Annotated in this window: 10 protein-coding genes; 3 read left to right on the forward strand and 7 right to left on the reverse strand. The window is 53.6% G+C overall.

What is annotated here, in order from left to right; genetic code table 11:
• Nucleotides 1–6: 6 nt before the first annotated feature.
• Genes wzc through ACJ9Y9_RS15635 form a run of 3 tightly spaced genes read right to left on the reverse strand, consistent with a single transcriptional unit; the run spans nucleotide 7 to nucleotide 3,761 of the window.
• On the reverse strand, nucleotides 7–2,169 hold the full coding sequence (gene wzc, locus ACJ9Y9_RS15625; RefSeq protein ID WP_028016368.1) for a tyrosine-protein kinase Wzc: 2,163 nt from the start codon (nucleotides 2,167–2,169) through the stop codon (nucleotides 7–9).
• A gap of 2 nt (nucleotides 2,170–2,171) precedes the next feature.
• Nucleotides 2,172–2,615 (reverse strand): low molecular weight protein-tyrosine-phosphatase Wzb, encoded by a 444-nt coding sequence (gene wzb, locus ACJ9Y9_RS15630; RefSeq protein ID WP_028016367.1) that lies wholly within the window; start codon nucleotides 2,613–2,615, stop codon nucleotides 2,172–2,174.
• A gap of 6 nt (nucleotides 2,616–2,621) precedes the next feature.
• Entirely contained in the window at nucleotides 2,622–3,761 is a 1,140-nt protein-coding gene (locus ACJ9Y9_RS15635; protein WP_028016366.1) for a polysaccharide export protein, read from the reverse strand.
• Nucleotides 3,762–4,453: 692 nt separating this feature from the next.
• On the opposite strand from ACJ9Y9_RS15635, the gene ACJ9Y9_RS15640 reads away from it, so the two are divergent.
• The gene (locus ACJ9Y9_RS15640; RefSeq protein ID WP_407226185.1) at nucleotides 4,454–6,037 is read left to right on the forward strand and encodes a TerC family protein; all 1,584 of its coding nucleotides are present in this window, start codon (nucleotides 4,454–4,456) and stop codon (nucleotides 6,035–6,037) included.
• 43 nt (nucleotides 6,038–6,080) lie between these two features.
• On the opposite strand, the gene asmA is transcribed toward ACJ9Y9_RS15640, so the two are convergent.
• The 3 genes from asmA to udk all read right to left on the reverse strand — a co-directional run bounded on the left by asmA (nucleotide 6,081) and on the right by udk (nucleotide 9,268).
• A complete protein-coding gene (gene asmA / locus ACJ9Y9_RS15645) occupies nucleotides 6,081–7,931 on the reverse strand; it encodes an outer membrane assembly protein AsmA (protein ID WP_028016364.1) in 1,851 nt (616 codons plus the stop codon).
• 22 nt (nucleotides 7,932–7,953) lie between these two features.
• Entirely contained in the window at nucleotides 7,954–8,535 is a 582-nt protein-coding gene (gene dcd, locus ACJ9Y9_RS15650) for a dCTP deaminase (protein WP_028016363.1), read from the reverse strand.
• A gap of 91 nt (nucleotides 8,536–8,626) precedes the next feature.
• Complete coding sequence (gene udk / locus ACJ9Y9_RS15655; RefSeq protein WP_008500855.1) at nucleotides 8,627–9,268, reverse strand: uridine kinase; 642 nt, start codon at nucleotides 9,266–9,268, stop codon at nucleotides 8,627–8,629.
• A gap of 343 nt (nucleotides 9,269–9,611) precedes the next feature.
• On the opposite strand from udk, the gene ACJ9Y9_RS15660 reads away from it, so the two are divergent.
• Nucleotides 9,612–12,941 carry a diguanylate cyclase gene (locus tag ACJ9Y9_RS15660; protein ID WP_028016362.1) on the forward strand — a complete coding sequence of 1,110 codons (3,330 nt, stop codon included), beginning with the start codon at nucleotides 9,612–9,614 and terminating at the stop codon, nucleotides 12,939–12,941.
• On the opposite strand, the gene alkA is transcribed toward ACJ9Y9_RS15660, so the two are convergent.
• A complete protein-coding gene (gene alkA / locus ACJ9Y9_RS15665) occupies nucleotides 12,906–13,778 on the reverse strand; it encodes a DNA-3-methyladenine glycosylase 2 (RefSeq protein WP_028016361.1) in 873 nt (290 codons plus the stop codon). The genes ACJ9Y9_RS15660 and alkA overlap by 36 nt on opposite strands.
• Nucleotides 13,779–13,908: 130 nt before the next feature.
• Between alkA and yegD the strand changes: the two genes are divergently transcribed.
• Entirely contained in the window at nucleotides 13,909–15,261 is a 1,353-nt protein-coding gene (gene yegD / locus ACJ9Y9_RS15670) for a molecular chaperone (protein ID WP_028016360.1), read from the forward strand.
• Nucleotides 15,262–15,396 lie beyond the last annotated feature (135 nt).

The raw sequence follows: 15,396 nt of genomic DNA on the forward strand, positions 1-15,396 counted from the left end.
GGATTTTTATTTGCTGTCAGATTTGTATTCGTACTCGTAGTAACCGTAATCCTGATACCCACTCGCGCGACGGAAGATGGAGTTCAGGATCACCCCTTTGACCTCAATCCCGTTCTGCTCGAAGCGGCTCAGACTGGTTTCCACTTCTTTAATGGTGTTCACCGCATAGCGCGCGACCATCAACGTAGTACCAGCAAGACGGCCAACCACGGCGGCATCGGTCACGGCCAGAATTGGCGGAGTATCGATTAGCACCAGGTCGTAATGCTTACTTGCCCACTCCACCAGTTCGGCAAAACGCTCGCTCATCAGCAGTTCAGATGGGTTCGGCGGAATCTGTCCACGTGGGATCAGGTCGAATTTCGGGATCGTTGTCGGTTTCGCACTCTGGCCGATCTCACCTTTACCCAGCAGAATTTCCGACAGACCGTTAACGTTGTTGGTGCCCAGCAGTTCGTGGGTATAGCCTTTGCGCATATCGCAGTCGATCAGCAGCACACGCTTGTTGGTCTGGCTGACCACCGCCGCCAGGTTGGCGCAGACGAAGGTCTTACCGATTGACGGGCTGACGCCGGTTAACATCAGGACGTTGTTTTTGGCCTGCATCATGGCAAAGTGCAGGCTGGTACGCAGGCTGCGGATCGCTTCGATGGCGAGGTCAGTCGGGTTACCCACCGCCAGCAGCTGGCTCTGTTTGTAACGCTTAACGCCTTTGATGGTTTTGACGCTGTCACGGGATTTTTGCCATTCAGACAGCGGGATGCTGGCGTAGACGTTGATACCGTTCTCTTCCAGCACCTGCGGGCTTTCGATACCGCGGTTAAACAGCGAGCGCAGCAGCACGCCAACGATGGAGAGCATCAGGCCAAGAATAATGCTCCCGAGAATGATCAGCGCTTTCTTCGGCTTCAGCACACCGGGTTGAGTAATGGCCGGGTCAACAATACGGACGTCCCCGACGGTACTGGCTTCGGTGATTTTCAGCTCCTGCTGTTTGTTCAGCAGCTGCATGTAAACCTGCTGGCCCGATTCCACGTCGCGGGTCAGACGCACGATCTCCTGCTGCGTTTTCGGCATCGCAGTCACGCGACCGTTGAGCTTTGCCTTTTCCTCTTCCAGCGTGCGGCGTTTCTCAAGCAGCGTGCGGTAGGCCGGGTGACGTTTGGTATAGAGCTTGGAAATCTCCGCCTCTTTGAAGGTCAACTCGTTGAGCTGAGCATCAATGTTGACCATTGAATCAAGAACTGACTTTGCTTCCAGCGGCAGGTCGACAGAGTCTTTATCCTGACGATAGGCGTTCAGCTTGTTCTCGGCCTCATCCAGATGGGCGCGCACTTCCGGGAGCTGTTTCGCGAGGAAGGCCAGGCTTTTCGCCGCTTCCGCCGACTTACGCTCAACGTTTTGCTCAAGATAGTTGCGGGTGATACTGTTCAGAATATTGCGAATCTGATCTTTATCTTCACCGGTAAAGGTCATGCTCAGCACGCCGGTGTCCTTACCGTTTTCAGTGACGGTCAGGTTGTTTTGCAGATTGTTGATCATCCCCAGCGTGGAGAATTTGGTGACGGTGAATTCCCCCCCTTCGTGGGCGTTAATCGCGCTGACCATCATGCTGACGCCCTCTTTGGTCAGCATCTGTCCCACTTCGCCGCGCGCGCTAAAGCCCGCGTCGCTGGTCAACTGATACTGTTTCGGGCCGAGCACCGTCAGGGTAAAGGTCTGATCGGCTGCCCCTTTCGGCAGCACGAAGTCTGTGACCTTCACCGTGTCGTTGTTTCTGCCCATCAACCGATCCCAGCCCGCACCAAATATCGGGAAGGTATTTTTGGTGACGGAGATATCGAGCCCGAGGTCGTGAACCGTTTTACCCAGCACCAGACGTGACTGGATCAGCTGGATTTCAGCGTCGGAGGCAGGCGGTTTGTTCGCCAGCGCAGAGCCGATATCCTGCACCAGCGAGTTGCCGGTATTCTGCTCGATCTGCACCAGCGCATCAGCGCTGTAGATAGGCGTTGCGAACAGCGTATAGACGACAGCGGCCGCGGCAAACACGGCGGTGATCCCAAGCACCCACCACTTTGCCTCTACGACCGTGCCGACCAGGCGCCCAATATCAATTTCATCACTGCCCGAAGTCGGGGCGGCAGAAAGTCTTGTTTTTTCTGTCATTGTTATCCCTGCTGAGCTTTCAGTGCCTGCGCCCATTGTTGGGCAGACTGGTCAAGTAAGGTGTAAACCGCCTCGAAGGCCTCATGGCTTTTGCGATACGGGTCAGGGATTTCGCGTTCATTGTCCCAGTGACCAAACAGCATCACCTTGCCGCGCATCTCCGGAGCGATATCGCACAGCGCATGAATATGGCGTTTTTCCATCGTCAGGATCAGGTCATATTCACGGCACATCCGGCCTGTGACCTGGCGGGCAATGTGGCCATCAAGAGAAAGGTTATGATCCCGGGCCACGCTCGCTGCATGCTCATCAGCGCCTTTGCCGACTAGCGCCCCCAGCCCTGCGGACTCAACGACCAATGCAGGCTGGTACTGTTTCAGCAACCTTTCAGCCGTGGGGGAACGGCAAATGTTCCCCACGCATACCACCAGAATTTTGTTAAACATCATGGATTACCAGGTATGAATGTCGCGCGCCGTATCCGTCATGTAGCGAACGCCACTGATGGTTGGCAGCAACTGGTTGATCAGGCGGTTCCAGCGGGCAACCGGCGCGGTGGTGACGTACACCACATCGTATGGCTGGAGACGGAACTCCGTGGCCATTACCAGAGAGGTCGCATCGGACATATCCAACTGATAAATGTTGGCGATCTTGCCTTTCGCGCTGCCCTCACCTTTCAGCGGACGGATCACAAAGATGCCGCTGGCGTTAGACGAGGTCAGATCGATACCTTCCGCATTGCCCAGCGCTTCGGTCAGGGTCATACCGCTGAAGTCCATTTTGAGGGTGCTCTGTTTCTTCACCTCCCCCATCACGAAGACTTTCAGATCGTCATTGCGTGGCACGTAAAGAATGTCGCCCGGATAGAGCAGTCGGTTCTGGGTCAGATCGCCGTTTTGCATCAGAGCCTGCAGCGAAATACGCTGCTCTTTACCGTTGTGGGTCAGCACCACGTTGCGCCAGTCGGCACCATCGGTTAAGCCACCCGCAGAGTTAATGGCGTCCAGCACAGTCAGTGGGACGTTGGTGATGGCCTGCTGACCTGATTTGTTCACCTGGCCGGAGATATAGGCCTTTTGCGAGCGGAATGCGGCGATATTAACGTCCACCTGCGGGTCAGCGATGTACTGCGCTAAGCGGCCGGTAATATCACTACGGATCTCGGCAAGCGTTTTTCCGGCAACATGCACTTTGCCGATATAGGGATAGAACATGGTGCCGTCAGATTGCACCCAGTTCCCGGTGTCGCTTGAGCTACGGTACTGACCCGCAGGGGTGGTCAGTTCAGGGTGATCCCAGACGGTCACGTTGATAACGTCACCCGGCCCCACGCGGTACTGGTAAGCGGCGATCTCCTGGTCCAGAGACATATTCGGCTGGGCAACATTTGGACGTGGACGCAATTGTTCCACCAGACGCGGCGTGAGCGGATAAACATTCACCATTTTGTCGAGATCAAAATCGGCATCTTGTTGTTTAATCACGTCCTTGCCCATCGTGGACATATTGCTGCCGGGAAAGACCGTACAACCGCTCATCAAGAGTGCAGATACCAATAATGGCATCAATTTCATTTTGGATTTCATCATTGATTATTTATCACTTTGGCAGAGTAATTATCCCGTTCAATTTAAATAAGCTCGTGTTGTATTGGGTTTCAGCATGCAGTTAATCAAATAGAAATATAACTGGCATCAGTCCTAAAAAAAGCTTATTCATCCATTGGCTCTTGACAGAATAACCGGGGCTGATTCACACGCTTTCAGACACGCTACCGCCCTTGGCTTTCAGTTACCAATCCACTGACTAAACAATGTGTTATGGATAGACACCCTCTTGAGGATGGTCTTCTGGAAATATATCAACCGCCTGAAACATCCAACGGACAATGAATAACCCTGTCTGAAGACCAAAACAATAATTGCAACACCGTGATTTAACATTTGGTGCCGGGAGAATTGTTGCAGCTTACCTAATAGCAGGCAAGGAGACATCTCTCTCAATATCTGTTTTTAAGATTAATATTAAGAGCAAAGTTTTCACCTTTTAGGATTTTCTTTATATTGACAATATAAAAATAAAAACCATTAGCTGCGATATATCCTAAAATTTCTTTCTGTAATTAAATCTACGCATTTACCTTATTTACAGTTTCAATCAATGACACTCTGTTTAGTACATCGTATTAAGAGAAATCGCAGCCCGGCATTGCAATTTCTTTCAGCTTTATCCATGATCGAAGTGTGACATTGGTCATATAACAGAAGGTATTGCTATTACTATGGAATGGATTGCCGATCCATCAATCTGGGCCGGGCTGGTTACGCTGGTCGTCATCGAATTAGTTCTCGGTATTGATAATCTGGTCTTTATCGCCATCCTCGCTGAAAAGCTCCCCCCTTCCCAGCGCGACCGCGCGCGCGTAACGGGCTTACTGCTGGCGATGGCGATGCGACTGCTGCTGCTGGCGTCAATTTCCTGGCTTGTCACGCTAACTAAGCCACTGATTACTCTCTACAGTCTCAGCTTTAGCGCCCGCGACCTGATCATGCTCTTCGGCGGGTTATTCCTGTTGTTCAAAGCCACAGTAGAACTGAACGAACGGCTCGAAGGGAAAGACAGCGAAAATCCCACACAGCGACGGGGAGCTAAATTCTGGCCGGTCGTGGCACAGATTGTGGTACTGGATGCGGTCTTCTCTCTGGACTCAGTGATCACTGCCGTCGGAATGGTGGACCACCTTGCCGTCATGATGGCTGCGGTAATTATCGCCATCACGCTGATGGTCATGGCGAGCAAAGCGTTAACGCGGTTTGTGAACAGCCACCCGACCATCGTTATCCTCTGCCTGAGCTTCCTGCTGATGATTGGCTTTAGCCTGGTCGCCGACGGTTTTGGCTTCCATATTCCAAAAGGCTACCTGTACGCCGCGATCGGCTTCTCGGTGATGATTGAATCCCTGAACCAGCTCGCCATATTCAACCGTCGTCGCTTTTTGTCGGCAAACCAGAGCCTGCGCCAGCGGACCGCTGATACCGTGATGCGCCTGCTCAGCGGGCAAAAAGAGGACGCGGAATTAGATGCCGAATCTTCTGCGATGCTGGCCGATCATAACGACGGGCAGATCTTCAATCCGCAGGAGCGGCTCATGATTGAGCGGGTACTCAATCTGAATCAGCGTTCGGTCAGCAGCATCATGACTTCACGTCATGACATTGAGCATATCGACCTGACAGCACCGGAAGAACACATTCGCGCTTTGCTGGATAAAAATCAGCATACCCGCGTAGTTGTGACTGGCGGTGAGGAAGAGGAAGAGTTACTGGGTGTGGTGCATGTCATCGACCTGCTGCAACAGCAGTTACACGGTGAAGCGTTAAACCTGCGCGCCCTGGTGCGTCAGCCACTGGTTTTCCCGGAGGGGCTGCACCTGCTCTCTGCTCTTGAGCAATTCCGTAACGCGCGCACGCACTTCGCTTTTGTAGTAGATGAGTTTGGTTCGGTTGAAGGACTGGTCACGCTCAGCGACGTGATGGAAACCATCGCCGGTAATTTACCCAACGAGGTGGATGAGATTGATGCCCGCCATGACATCCAGAAAAATGCTGACGGTTCCTGGACGGCCAACGGCCATATGCCGCTTGAGGACCTGGTGCAATATGTACCGCTACCGCTGGATGAAAAACGTGAATATCACACCATCGCCGGTCTGCTGATGGAGTATTTGCAGCGTATCCCGCAGCCGGGGGAAGAGGTTCAGGTGGGCGACTATCTGCTTAAAACGCTACAGATTGAAAACCATCGCGTGCAGAAGGTTCAGATCATCTCCCTGCGAGATGAAGAAGAGCTGGATTTTGAGGTGTAAAAAAAGCCGGGAGGCGGCAGCGCCTTACCCGGCACAACAGACATCAAAGCTTATCCAACAGCTTTTTCACATCTTTGCCTGTCTGTGAATCTTTATTACGATCCGCCCAGCTGTTAAGCCGACGTTTGGCTTCATCCTGCAGATGCTTACGCAGAATCTGATCCACCTGAAGGCTGTAATTCAGCGCCTGCCATTTACCATATACGCTAAGCGGAATCGGCGTCTCTTTCAGGAAGTCAATCAGCTTACTTTCACCCTGCCAGCCGGAAAGTACCCTGACATTAAAACGGGTGTCCGCCGTCTCTTTCACCAGATCCAGTGAACCGTCTCCCGTCAGTGACAGCATGGAAGAGGTACCTTCCATGCTGTCCAGAGTAAGTTGTCCGTTATCCAGCGTCAGGTCGGTGGTGAAGCTGTCGAGGCGCGTGGCGCTATCGTAGTTTTCCTGGGCTTTCACATCACTGCTGCGTTCAACCGCCTGCTGCACCAGCTGTTGGAAGTTAAGGCCTTCCATTCGGGAGTTTTTCAGATCAACATGCGCCTGCCCCTGCCACTCGCGACGGAAAGCATCGGCATCAATTTTTGTACCGGAGAAGTCACCCGCCAGCGTCAACTGCCCGGTCAGAGATATCGGGTAGTTGAAGGCTTTCAGGATGGTACCAATCTCAACGTTATCGAGACGCGGCTGGAATTCGACGCTGGCAACATCTTTACGGACATCCAGCGTGCCCGGCAGTGAGAGGTGTCCGGTCCCCAGTTTGCCGCTCAGTTCAGAGATCACCAGCAAACCGTTATGGTTGAACATCTGGCTGCTTACATCGGTAAAATCAATGCCGCGCCAGCGCAGGCTATTGGCTTTCAGCAGAATATCTGCCGTGAATCCGCGCAGGGCATTATAGTCAGGCTGTTCAAGATTCGACGAGATAACCGGGCGTGAGACCGGTGTCTGGCTTTGCCCCGTTTGCGTGGCATCGCTGTCCGTTGCGCTTGCAGGCAGAGGGGGCAGCAGGTTTTCCAGGTTAAGCCTGTCAAACTGCAGATTCAAAACCCACTTAGGTTTTTCCTCGAGAGAGACGCTCGCCTGCCCTTTCAGGCTACTGTCATTCGCCTGCAGGTTGAGGTTGTCCAGTTCCAGCTGTTTTTGTTCTTCACGCCACACGGCCTGCAACGTTCCCTGACCGGTTATCCCCTGAGAGGGCAGATCGGCTCCCGTCAGTTGCCAGTTCAGTTGCTGAATGTCGGCGGTAAGCTGATGCGGATAATCCGATGCATTCACGTTGGCATTCAGCGACAGGGTCAGATCGCGCTGATCGCGGTTCACCCGTCCGCTAAATTCCACCGTTGCCAGATGATGCGCATCCTGTTCCATCTGCAGGTTGATATTTCGTACGGTAACCTGCTCCTCATCCTCATGCTGGAAAACTAACACGCTATCAGCAACTTTCAGTTTACCAATATCAAAGGACCAGCCCGTATCAGACGGTTCATCGGGCAGGGTGTTTTCTCGTGGCGCAACCGGCGCATTCGCGTCACGAACGGCTTCGGTTTGCGGAGTGAGCTGAATCACCGCGCCTTTCAGCATCACCTGATTAACCTGCAGCTGGTGAGAGAACAGCGGGATTAGTGCCACATCGAGACGCATGTTATCCGCTGAGACCAGTGGCAAAGCAGCCCCCGGCGCCGTTAATGACATGCGACCAGAGAGAATGCTGAGCTGTGGCCAGACGTGCCAGCGCAGCGACCCGTCAAGCTTCAGTTGATAACCACTGCGTGCCTCGACCTGCCGCACCATATAAGTGCGGAAATCGTTCGGGTTAACCAGCAAAACCAACGCCGAAAGGCCAGCAACCAGCACCACCAGCAAAATCATCAGCGTTGTCAGAACTCTTCTCATGGCATCCTCGATGGACTAACGATCAGTCTTTATCAATACGGCTGGCAACCGCGCCCTGCTGGTCGCGATATTTTGCGTCCTGACGGCGGTTATAAGGACGATCGGCAGGACCTGACAGAGGTTCAAAGCTTAACGCGCCGATCATCATTCCAGGGCGTAGAGCCAGAGGCAGTTTACCGGCATTGAAGAACTCCAGTACGATACGGCCAGACCAGCCGGGATCAATACGGTGCGCGGTTACGTGAACCATCAACCCCAGACGCGCCAGTGATGAGCGACCATCCAGCCAGCCAACCAGGTCCGCTGGCAGCGTCACGGATTCATACGTCACCGCCAGCGCCAGTTCACCTGGGTGCAAATAAAAGGCTTCGCCTTCGTCAATGACGATTTCGTCACTCATCACGCGATCGAGCGCGGCGCTGACTTCATCCTTCGGCCCGCTGAGGTCGATGAACGGCGCGGTGTGGCCACTAAAGGTACGGAATTTATTCCCCAACCGCACATCAACGGTCACACCATTGATACGCTCCACCGGTGGACGTGGGGTAATAGACAAACGGCCTTCATCCAGCCAGGCTTCAATATCGCGATCACAAAGACGCATGGCACTTTCTCCTTTCATGCATCGTACCCTGAGGCGGTAAACACTCAGGGTAAAACCAGGTTATCTCTGAACGGTACACAATTCACGCGGCTTATTCAAAAAACTGGCTGATTTTCGCTTTTAAGATATCAATAGCTATGCGGTTTTTGCCCCCACGCGGCACGATGATATCGGCGTATTGCTTGGACGGTTCAATAAATTGCAGGAACATTGGGCGGACCGTTTTCTGGTATTGCGCCATGACGGAGTCCATTGAGCGACCGCGTTCATTAACATCACGTTTGATGCGGCGCATCAGGCAGATATCCAGCGGGGTATCAACGAAAATCGAGAAGTTCATGGATTCACGCAGACGGGCATCAGTGAGAAGCAGAATGCCTTCCAGGATGATGACCTTCTTCGGCTCGATGCGGATAGTTTCCTGAGTGCGGGTATGTTCTACATAACTGTAAACCGGCAGTTCAATCGCCTGGCCGCTCTTAAGCGCTTCCAGATGCTGGAACAGTAAACTGTGATCCATTGCATTTGGGTGGTCATAGTTGGTTTTTACGCGCTCTTCCATCGACAGATGGGATTGATCTTTGTAATAGCTGTCTTCGGGAATGACGCCGATGTGCTCATCACCTACTTGTTCACGCAGTTCGCGATAAAGCGTACTGGCAATTAGACTTTTACCTGAAGCCGATGCGCCGGCGATGCCTATAATGACGCACTGATGAGACTTATCAGTCATAAATTTAGCGACCTGATTAACCTGGATGTTAAGGAAGGACGACGCCGGAGCGTCAAACGCGGCAATTATAGGGATTTCGGGAGCGTGATACCAGTCGAAAGCACAGGTTCTGCGAGACAGCCTGAAAAGTGACGCATTCTTCCTTTAGTTAAATTTAAATGAACACTTTTTCAGCAATTAACATGGATTTTTTTAAGAGTAACTATTTAATAAGTCTATGATGTCAAATTATGAGCAGTCACCATATGAATTGTAAATTGTTTGTACTAGCATAAACCAAATTATCAAATTCACTCGTCCGGACTTCTTTCCTGGCGGCATGGCGTCTCTGGATAAAGCGGTAATGAATAAACAATACCAGCGGGTTTTGGTTACCACCCCACATCCTTTATTACGACTTGTCTGTCTGGGCCTGGTCACCTTTATCTTTACCTTATTTTCGCTTGAGCTAACTCGCTTCGGTACTCTGCTGGCGCCGCTCTGGTTTCCCACCGCCATCATGATGGTGGCGTTTTACCGCCATGCGGGAAAAATGTGGCCGGGGATTGCTCTGGCCTGTTCGTTTGGCAATATTTTGGCTTCATGGATGTTGTTTTCGTGGGGGGCGACAAGCTTCATCTACCCCTCAATCAACGTGATTGAAGCTGTGATTGGCGCGTTGCTACTGCGCAAATTGCTCCCGTGGTATAACCCGCTGCAAAATCTGAATGACTGGATCCGTCTGGCCATTGGCAGCGCGCTGGTGCCACCACTGATGGGCGGTGTTCTGGTCTATTTTCTGGTCCCTACTCCAGAACCACTGCGTAATTTCCTCGTCTGGGTCTTGTCTGAAGCCATCGGTGCGCTGGCGCTGGTGCCGTTAGGATTGCTTTTTAAACCGCATTATCTGCTGCGCCATCGTGATCCGAGATTACTGCTTGAAACGCTGACCACCATGGCGGTGACGTTAGTCCTCAGTTGGGCAGCTATCAGCTGGCTGCCGTGGCCCTTTACCTGCGTTATCGTTCTGCTTATGTGGAGTGCCGTACGCCTGCCGCGAATGGAAGCGTTCATGGTGTTTCTGGTCACCGTTATGGTGGTTTCCCTGATGATCGCCCGTAACCCTCTGGTGTTGACCACTCAGCATACTAACGCCATGTTGAATGCGCCGTGGCTACCGTTCCTGATGCTGCTTCTGCCTGCCAACGTAATGACCATGGTGATGTATGCTTTCCGCGCAGAACGCAAACACATTACCGAGAGCGAGGAGCGTTTTCGTAACGCGATGGAGTATTCCGCTATCGGGATGGCGCTGGTCAGCATTGAGGGCAAATGGCTTCAGGCCAACAAGGCACTGTGCAACTTTCTCGGTTACAGCCAGAGTGAGCTCCAGTCGCTCACCTTCCAGCAGTTAACCTGGCCGGAAGATTTGCATACCGACCTGAAACAACTGGAGCAACTGGTCAACGGAGAGATTAATACCTACACCCTTGAGAAGCGCTACTACACGCGCAATGGAGAGGTGGTCTGGGCGCTTCTTGCTGTCTCTGTCGTGCGCCATACCGACGGCTCACCCCTCTATTTTATTGCCCAGATCGAAGATATTAATGACCTGAAGCAGACCGAGTGGGTCAACAAACGCCTGATGGAGCGTATTACGCTTGCCAACGAAGCGGGGGGGATCGGCATCTGGGAGTGGGACCTGGAGCCTGACATTATTAGCTGGGACAAACGGATGTTCGAGCTGTATGAAATACCGCTGCACATCAAGCCCACCTGGCAACTCTGGCATGAAACGATGCTGCCTGAGGATCGCGCGCATGCAGAAAAGGTGCTGCGGGACTCTCTGATCGCCCGTTTGCCGTTTAAGCTTGAATTCCGCATCCGCGTGAAGGACGGCGTGCGACATATCCGCTCTCTGGCGAACCGGGTGCTGAACAAACAGGGCGAAGTCGAACGCCTGCTCGGTATCAACATGGACATGACCGAAGTTAAGCAACTCAACGAGGCCCTGTTCCAGGAAAAAGAGCGTCTGCACATAACCCTCGACTCCATCGGCGAAGCGGTGCTGTGCACCGATATCAACATGAATGTCACCTTCATGAACCCGGTTGCCGAGAAAATGAGTGGCTGGCTGCAAACGGAAGCTATTGGTCAGCCCATCCTTCGGGTGTTGCATATTACCTTTGGTGAAAAAGGGCCGCTGATGGAGAACATTCATAGCGGTGATATGTCCCGTTCCGATATCGATCAGGACGTGGTCCTGAACTGCCGCACCGGTGGTAATTTTGATATTCATTACAGCATTACGCCGCTCAGCACACTGGACGGACAAAACATTGGCTCGGTTATCGTGATTCAGGATGTGACTGAGTCGCGCAAAATGCTGCGCCAGTTGAGTTACAGCGCCTCCCACGATGCCCTGACCCACCTGGCAAACCGGGTCAGCTTCGAGAACCATCTCAAACGGCTCTTGCAGACCGTTCGCGAAACGCGCCAGCGTCATGCTCTGGTCTTTATCGATCTTGATCGTTTCAAAGCGGTCAACGATACAGCAGGCCATGCCGCAGGTGATGCCCTGCTCAGGGAGCTCTCTTCATTAATGTTGACCATGCTTCGCTCGAGTGATGTGCTGGCGCGTCTGGGCGGGGACGAATTCGGTTTGCTGTTGCCGGACTGCAACATAGAGAGCGCACGTTATATCGCCAGCCGCCTGATCCATACCATCAATGGCTATCACTTTATGTGGGAAGGACGCCTGCACAGAATTGGTGCCAGCGCAGGTATCACGTTGATTGATGAAAATAATCATCAGGCATCGGAAATCATGTCACAGGCTGATATCGCCTGTTATGCCTCGAAAAACAGTGGGCGCGGCATCGTCACGGTTTACGAACCTCAGCAGGAGCGGGACCACAGCGCACGCAGCATGATGTCACTGGATGAACAGTGGCACATGATTAAAGACAATCATCTGATGATGATAGCCCGCAGTGTCGCCTCGCCACGCATACCGGAAAGCTGTAACTTCTGGCTCATTTCGTTACGCCTGTGGACCAGCCAGGGCGAAGTACAGGAAGAACACGCCTTCCGATCTGGCCTGGCGGAGCCTGAGCTGTTACACGCTCTCGACAGACGGATCTTTAGCGAATTTTTCCGTACCTCTGCCGCACAGGTTGCCAGTAAAGGTATGGGCGTTGCACTGCCGCTTTCTGAAGCCGGTTTGGCCAGCGTGACGCTGGTCGATGAACTTCTCGACCTGCTGGATAAAAGCCCACTGCCGGGCCGTCTTCTGCATCTGATCATCCCTGCCGATGTGGTGTGCAACCCGGATGAAAACCTGCAACGGGGGCTGCAAAAGCTTCGTCAGGCGGGTTGTCGCGTGATTTTCAGTCAGGTGGGGCGTGACATGAACGTCTTTACCCACCTGAGCGCGAATATGGCCGACTATCTGATGCTGGACGCGGAAGTGGTAACCAATGTTTATGGCAACCTGATGGATGAGATGATGGTGACTATCATCCAGGGCCATGCCCAGCGCCTGGGGATGAAAACCATCGCGGGTCCCTGTAATCAGCCGATCATGATGGATACACTCTCTGGCATCGGGCTCGATTTTATTTATGGTGACACGATTGCCGAGCCCCAGCCGCTGGATCTACTTCTCAATACCAGTTATTTCGCTATCAACTGACGGCGCCCAGCCGTCGGTATACCAGATGTGCAGCAGCGCGTAAGAGCGCCAGGGCTGCCAGCGCTGAGCATAGCGACGAATTTGCGCTGGCGTCATCCCGGCAAAGCGTTGCTTAATCAGATAATCATCCGGCAGAAAAACATCCTTCGCCTGCCAGCCGCGCAGAGCCAGATAGTTTGCCGTCCAGCGCCCTATTCCAGGCCGCTGTTGCAAGGCCTTCATGCCTGCCTCAACATCCTCAGGTGGCGTCAGCGGAAACGAGCCTTCAATGACCGATTGCGCCAGATGAATCAATGACTCAGCGCGTTTGACCGGCATCCCGAGCGCTTTCAGCGCCAGCGGGTCCGTTGCGGCCAGCGCTTGTGGTGTGGGGAAGCAGACATAGCCTGGCGAATCGTTTACCGGTTCGCCGCACAGTGCCACCACGCGCGACGTCAGTTTCGCCGCCATCGCCACGCTCACCAGCTGCCCGAGAATCGCCCGCACGCCCTGTTCGTACGCGTCCATCGCCCCCGGCAAACGCAAGCCTGGCCGTGCAACGCCGAGATCGCCAAGCGTCTTGTGAATTTCATGCGGATCGCAGGCCAGATCGAACAGACGCCCAATACGTTCAAGACAGGTTTGCGCAACCGGGATTAACCCGGGGCTCAGCGTCACCTGTAGCGTGTGGGCCAGGTTATCCGGTGTGACGCGAAAGATCCCCTGGTGCCCCTCACAGGCGAAACTGCGCTCGTAATAGCGTTCAGTGACGGTCTCGACGCCCTCTACCGCACGCGCGCCAAGAAAGCCAAACATCCATTGCCAGTCGTAAGGGGGTTGCCAGGTCAGGGTATACATTGTCGCTCCTTTTTTGTTCCCCTCAGCATAAACCGAAAGACCTTGTTTCGCCTTGCTTTCATATTCCTGTTGTCGCGATGCAGACATTTCGTTAAAGTCTCGCCCCTTCTCACTGGCATGGGGATTATTCGTGTTTATTGGATTTGACTACGGTACGGCAAACTGCTCGGTTGCAATTATGCAGGACGGACAGCCACAGCTCCTGAAAATGGAAAAAGAGAGTACGCTGCTGCCCTCAATGCTCTGCGCACCTACCCGCGAAGCGGTCAGCGAATGGCTGTTCCGCCATCATCAGGTTCCGGCCACCGCGGCGGAGACTCAGGCATTGCTGCGCCGCGCGGTCAGTTTTAACCGCGAGGAAGATATCGACGTTACGCCTTCCAGCGTGCAGTTCGGCCTCTCTTCGCTCGGGCACTACATCGAAGATCCCGAAGAGGTTTACTTCGTTAAATCACCAAAATCCTTCCTGGGTGCCAGCGGTCTGAAGCCACAGCAGGTGGCGATGTTTGAAGATCTGGTCTGCGCCATGATGCTGCACATTCGCAATCAGGCGCAAACCCAGGTGTCGGAAGCGATCACCCAGGCGGTGATTGGCCGTCCGATCAACTTCCAGGGTCTGGGGGGAGATGACGCTAACCAGCAGGCGCAGGGTATCCTTGAACGTGCGGCGCACCGTGCAGGCTTCCGTGACGTGGTGTTCCAGTATGAGCCCGTTGCGGCAGGACTGGATTTTGAAGCCACACTGACGGAAGAAAAACGCGTATTAGTCGTGGATATCGGCGGCGGTACGACGGACTGCTCGCTGCTGCTGATGGGGCCACAATGGCATAACCGTCGCGACCGCGAAAACAGCTTGCTGGGGCACAGTGGCTGCCGTATCGGCGGTAACGATCTCGATATTGCCCTGGCGTTCAAGAGCCTGATGCCACTGCTCGGCATGGGCGGACAAACTGAAAAAGGTATCGCTCTGCCAATCCTGCCATGGTGGAACGCTATCGCGATTAACGACGTCCCGGCGCAGAGTGATTTTTACAGCACTGCAAATGGCCGTTTCCTGAACGACCTGGTGCGCGACGCGCAGGACGCCGAAAAAGTCGCCCTGCTGTATAAAGTGTGGCGTCAGCGTCTTAGCTATCGCGTGGTACGTACCGCAGAAGAGAGCAAAATCGCCCTTTCCGACCGCGCTGAGCATGCGGTCTCCTTGCCGTTTATTAGCGACGATCTGGCCACTGCGATTTCTCAGGACGGGCTAGAGGCCGCGCTCGCGCAGCCGCTGCAGCGTATTCTGGAGCAGGTGCAGCTGGCGCTGGAAAACGGCAAAGAGAAGCCGGACGTTATCTATCTGACCGGGGGGAGCGCGCGTTCACCGCTGATCAAAAAAGCGCTGGCGGAACAGCTACCGGGCATTCCGATTGCGGGTGGCGATGACTTTGGTTCCGTTACCGCCGGTCTGGCGCGCTGGGCGCAGGTGATGTTTAGCTAGTCTCATTGTGCCGGGTGGCGTATCCGCTCCACCCGGCTAAAAAGAGCACCATACTCAGACCATTCCTGACAGTCTTCCATATTTCCTCCATTTTTCCGCTGTGTTACCTGACTAAACTAGTATCATTCCCCGAAG

The sequence above is a fragment of the Enterobacter sp. CPE_E1241 genome (assembly GCF_045618265.1).
In the GTDB taxonomy this organism is placed as follows: Bacteria; Pseudomonadota; Gammaproteobacteria; order Enterobacterales; family Enterobacteriaceae; genus Enterobacter; species Enterobacter adelaidei.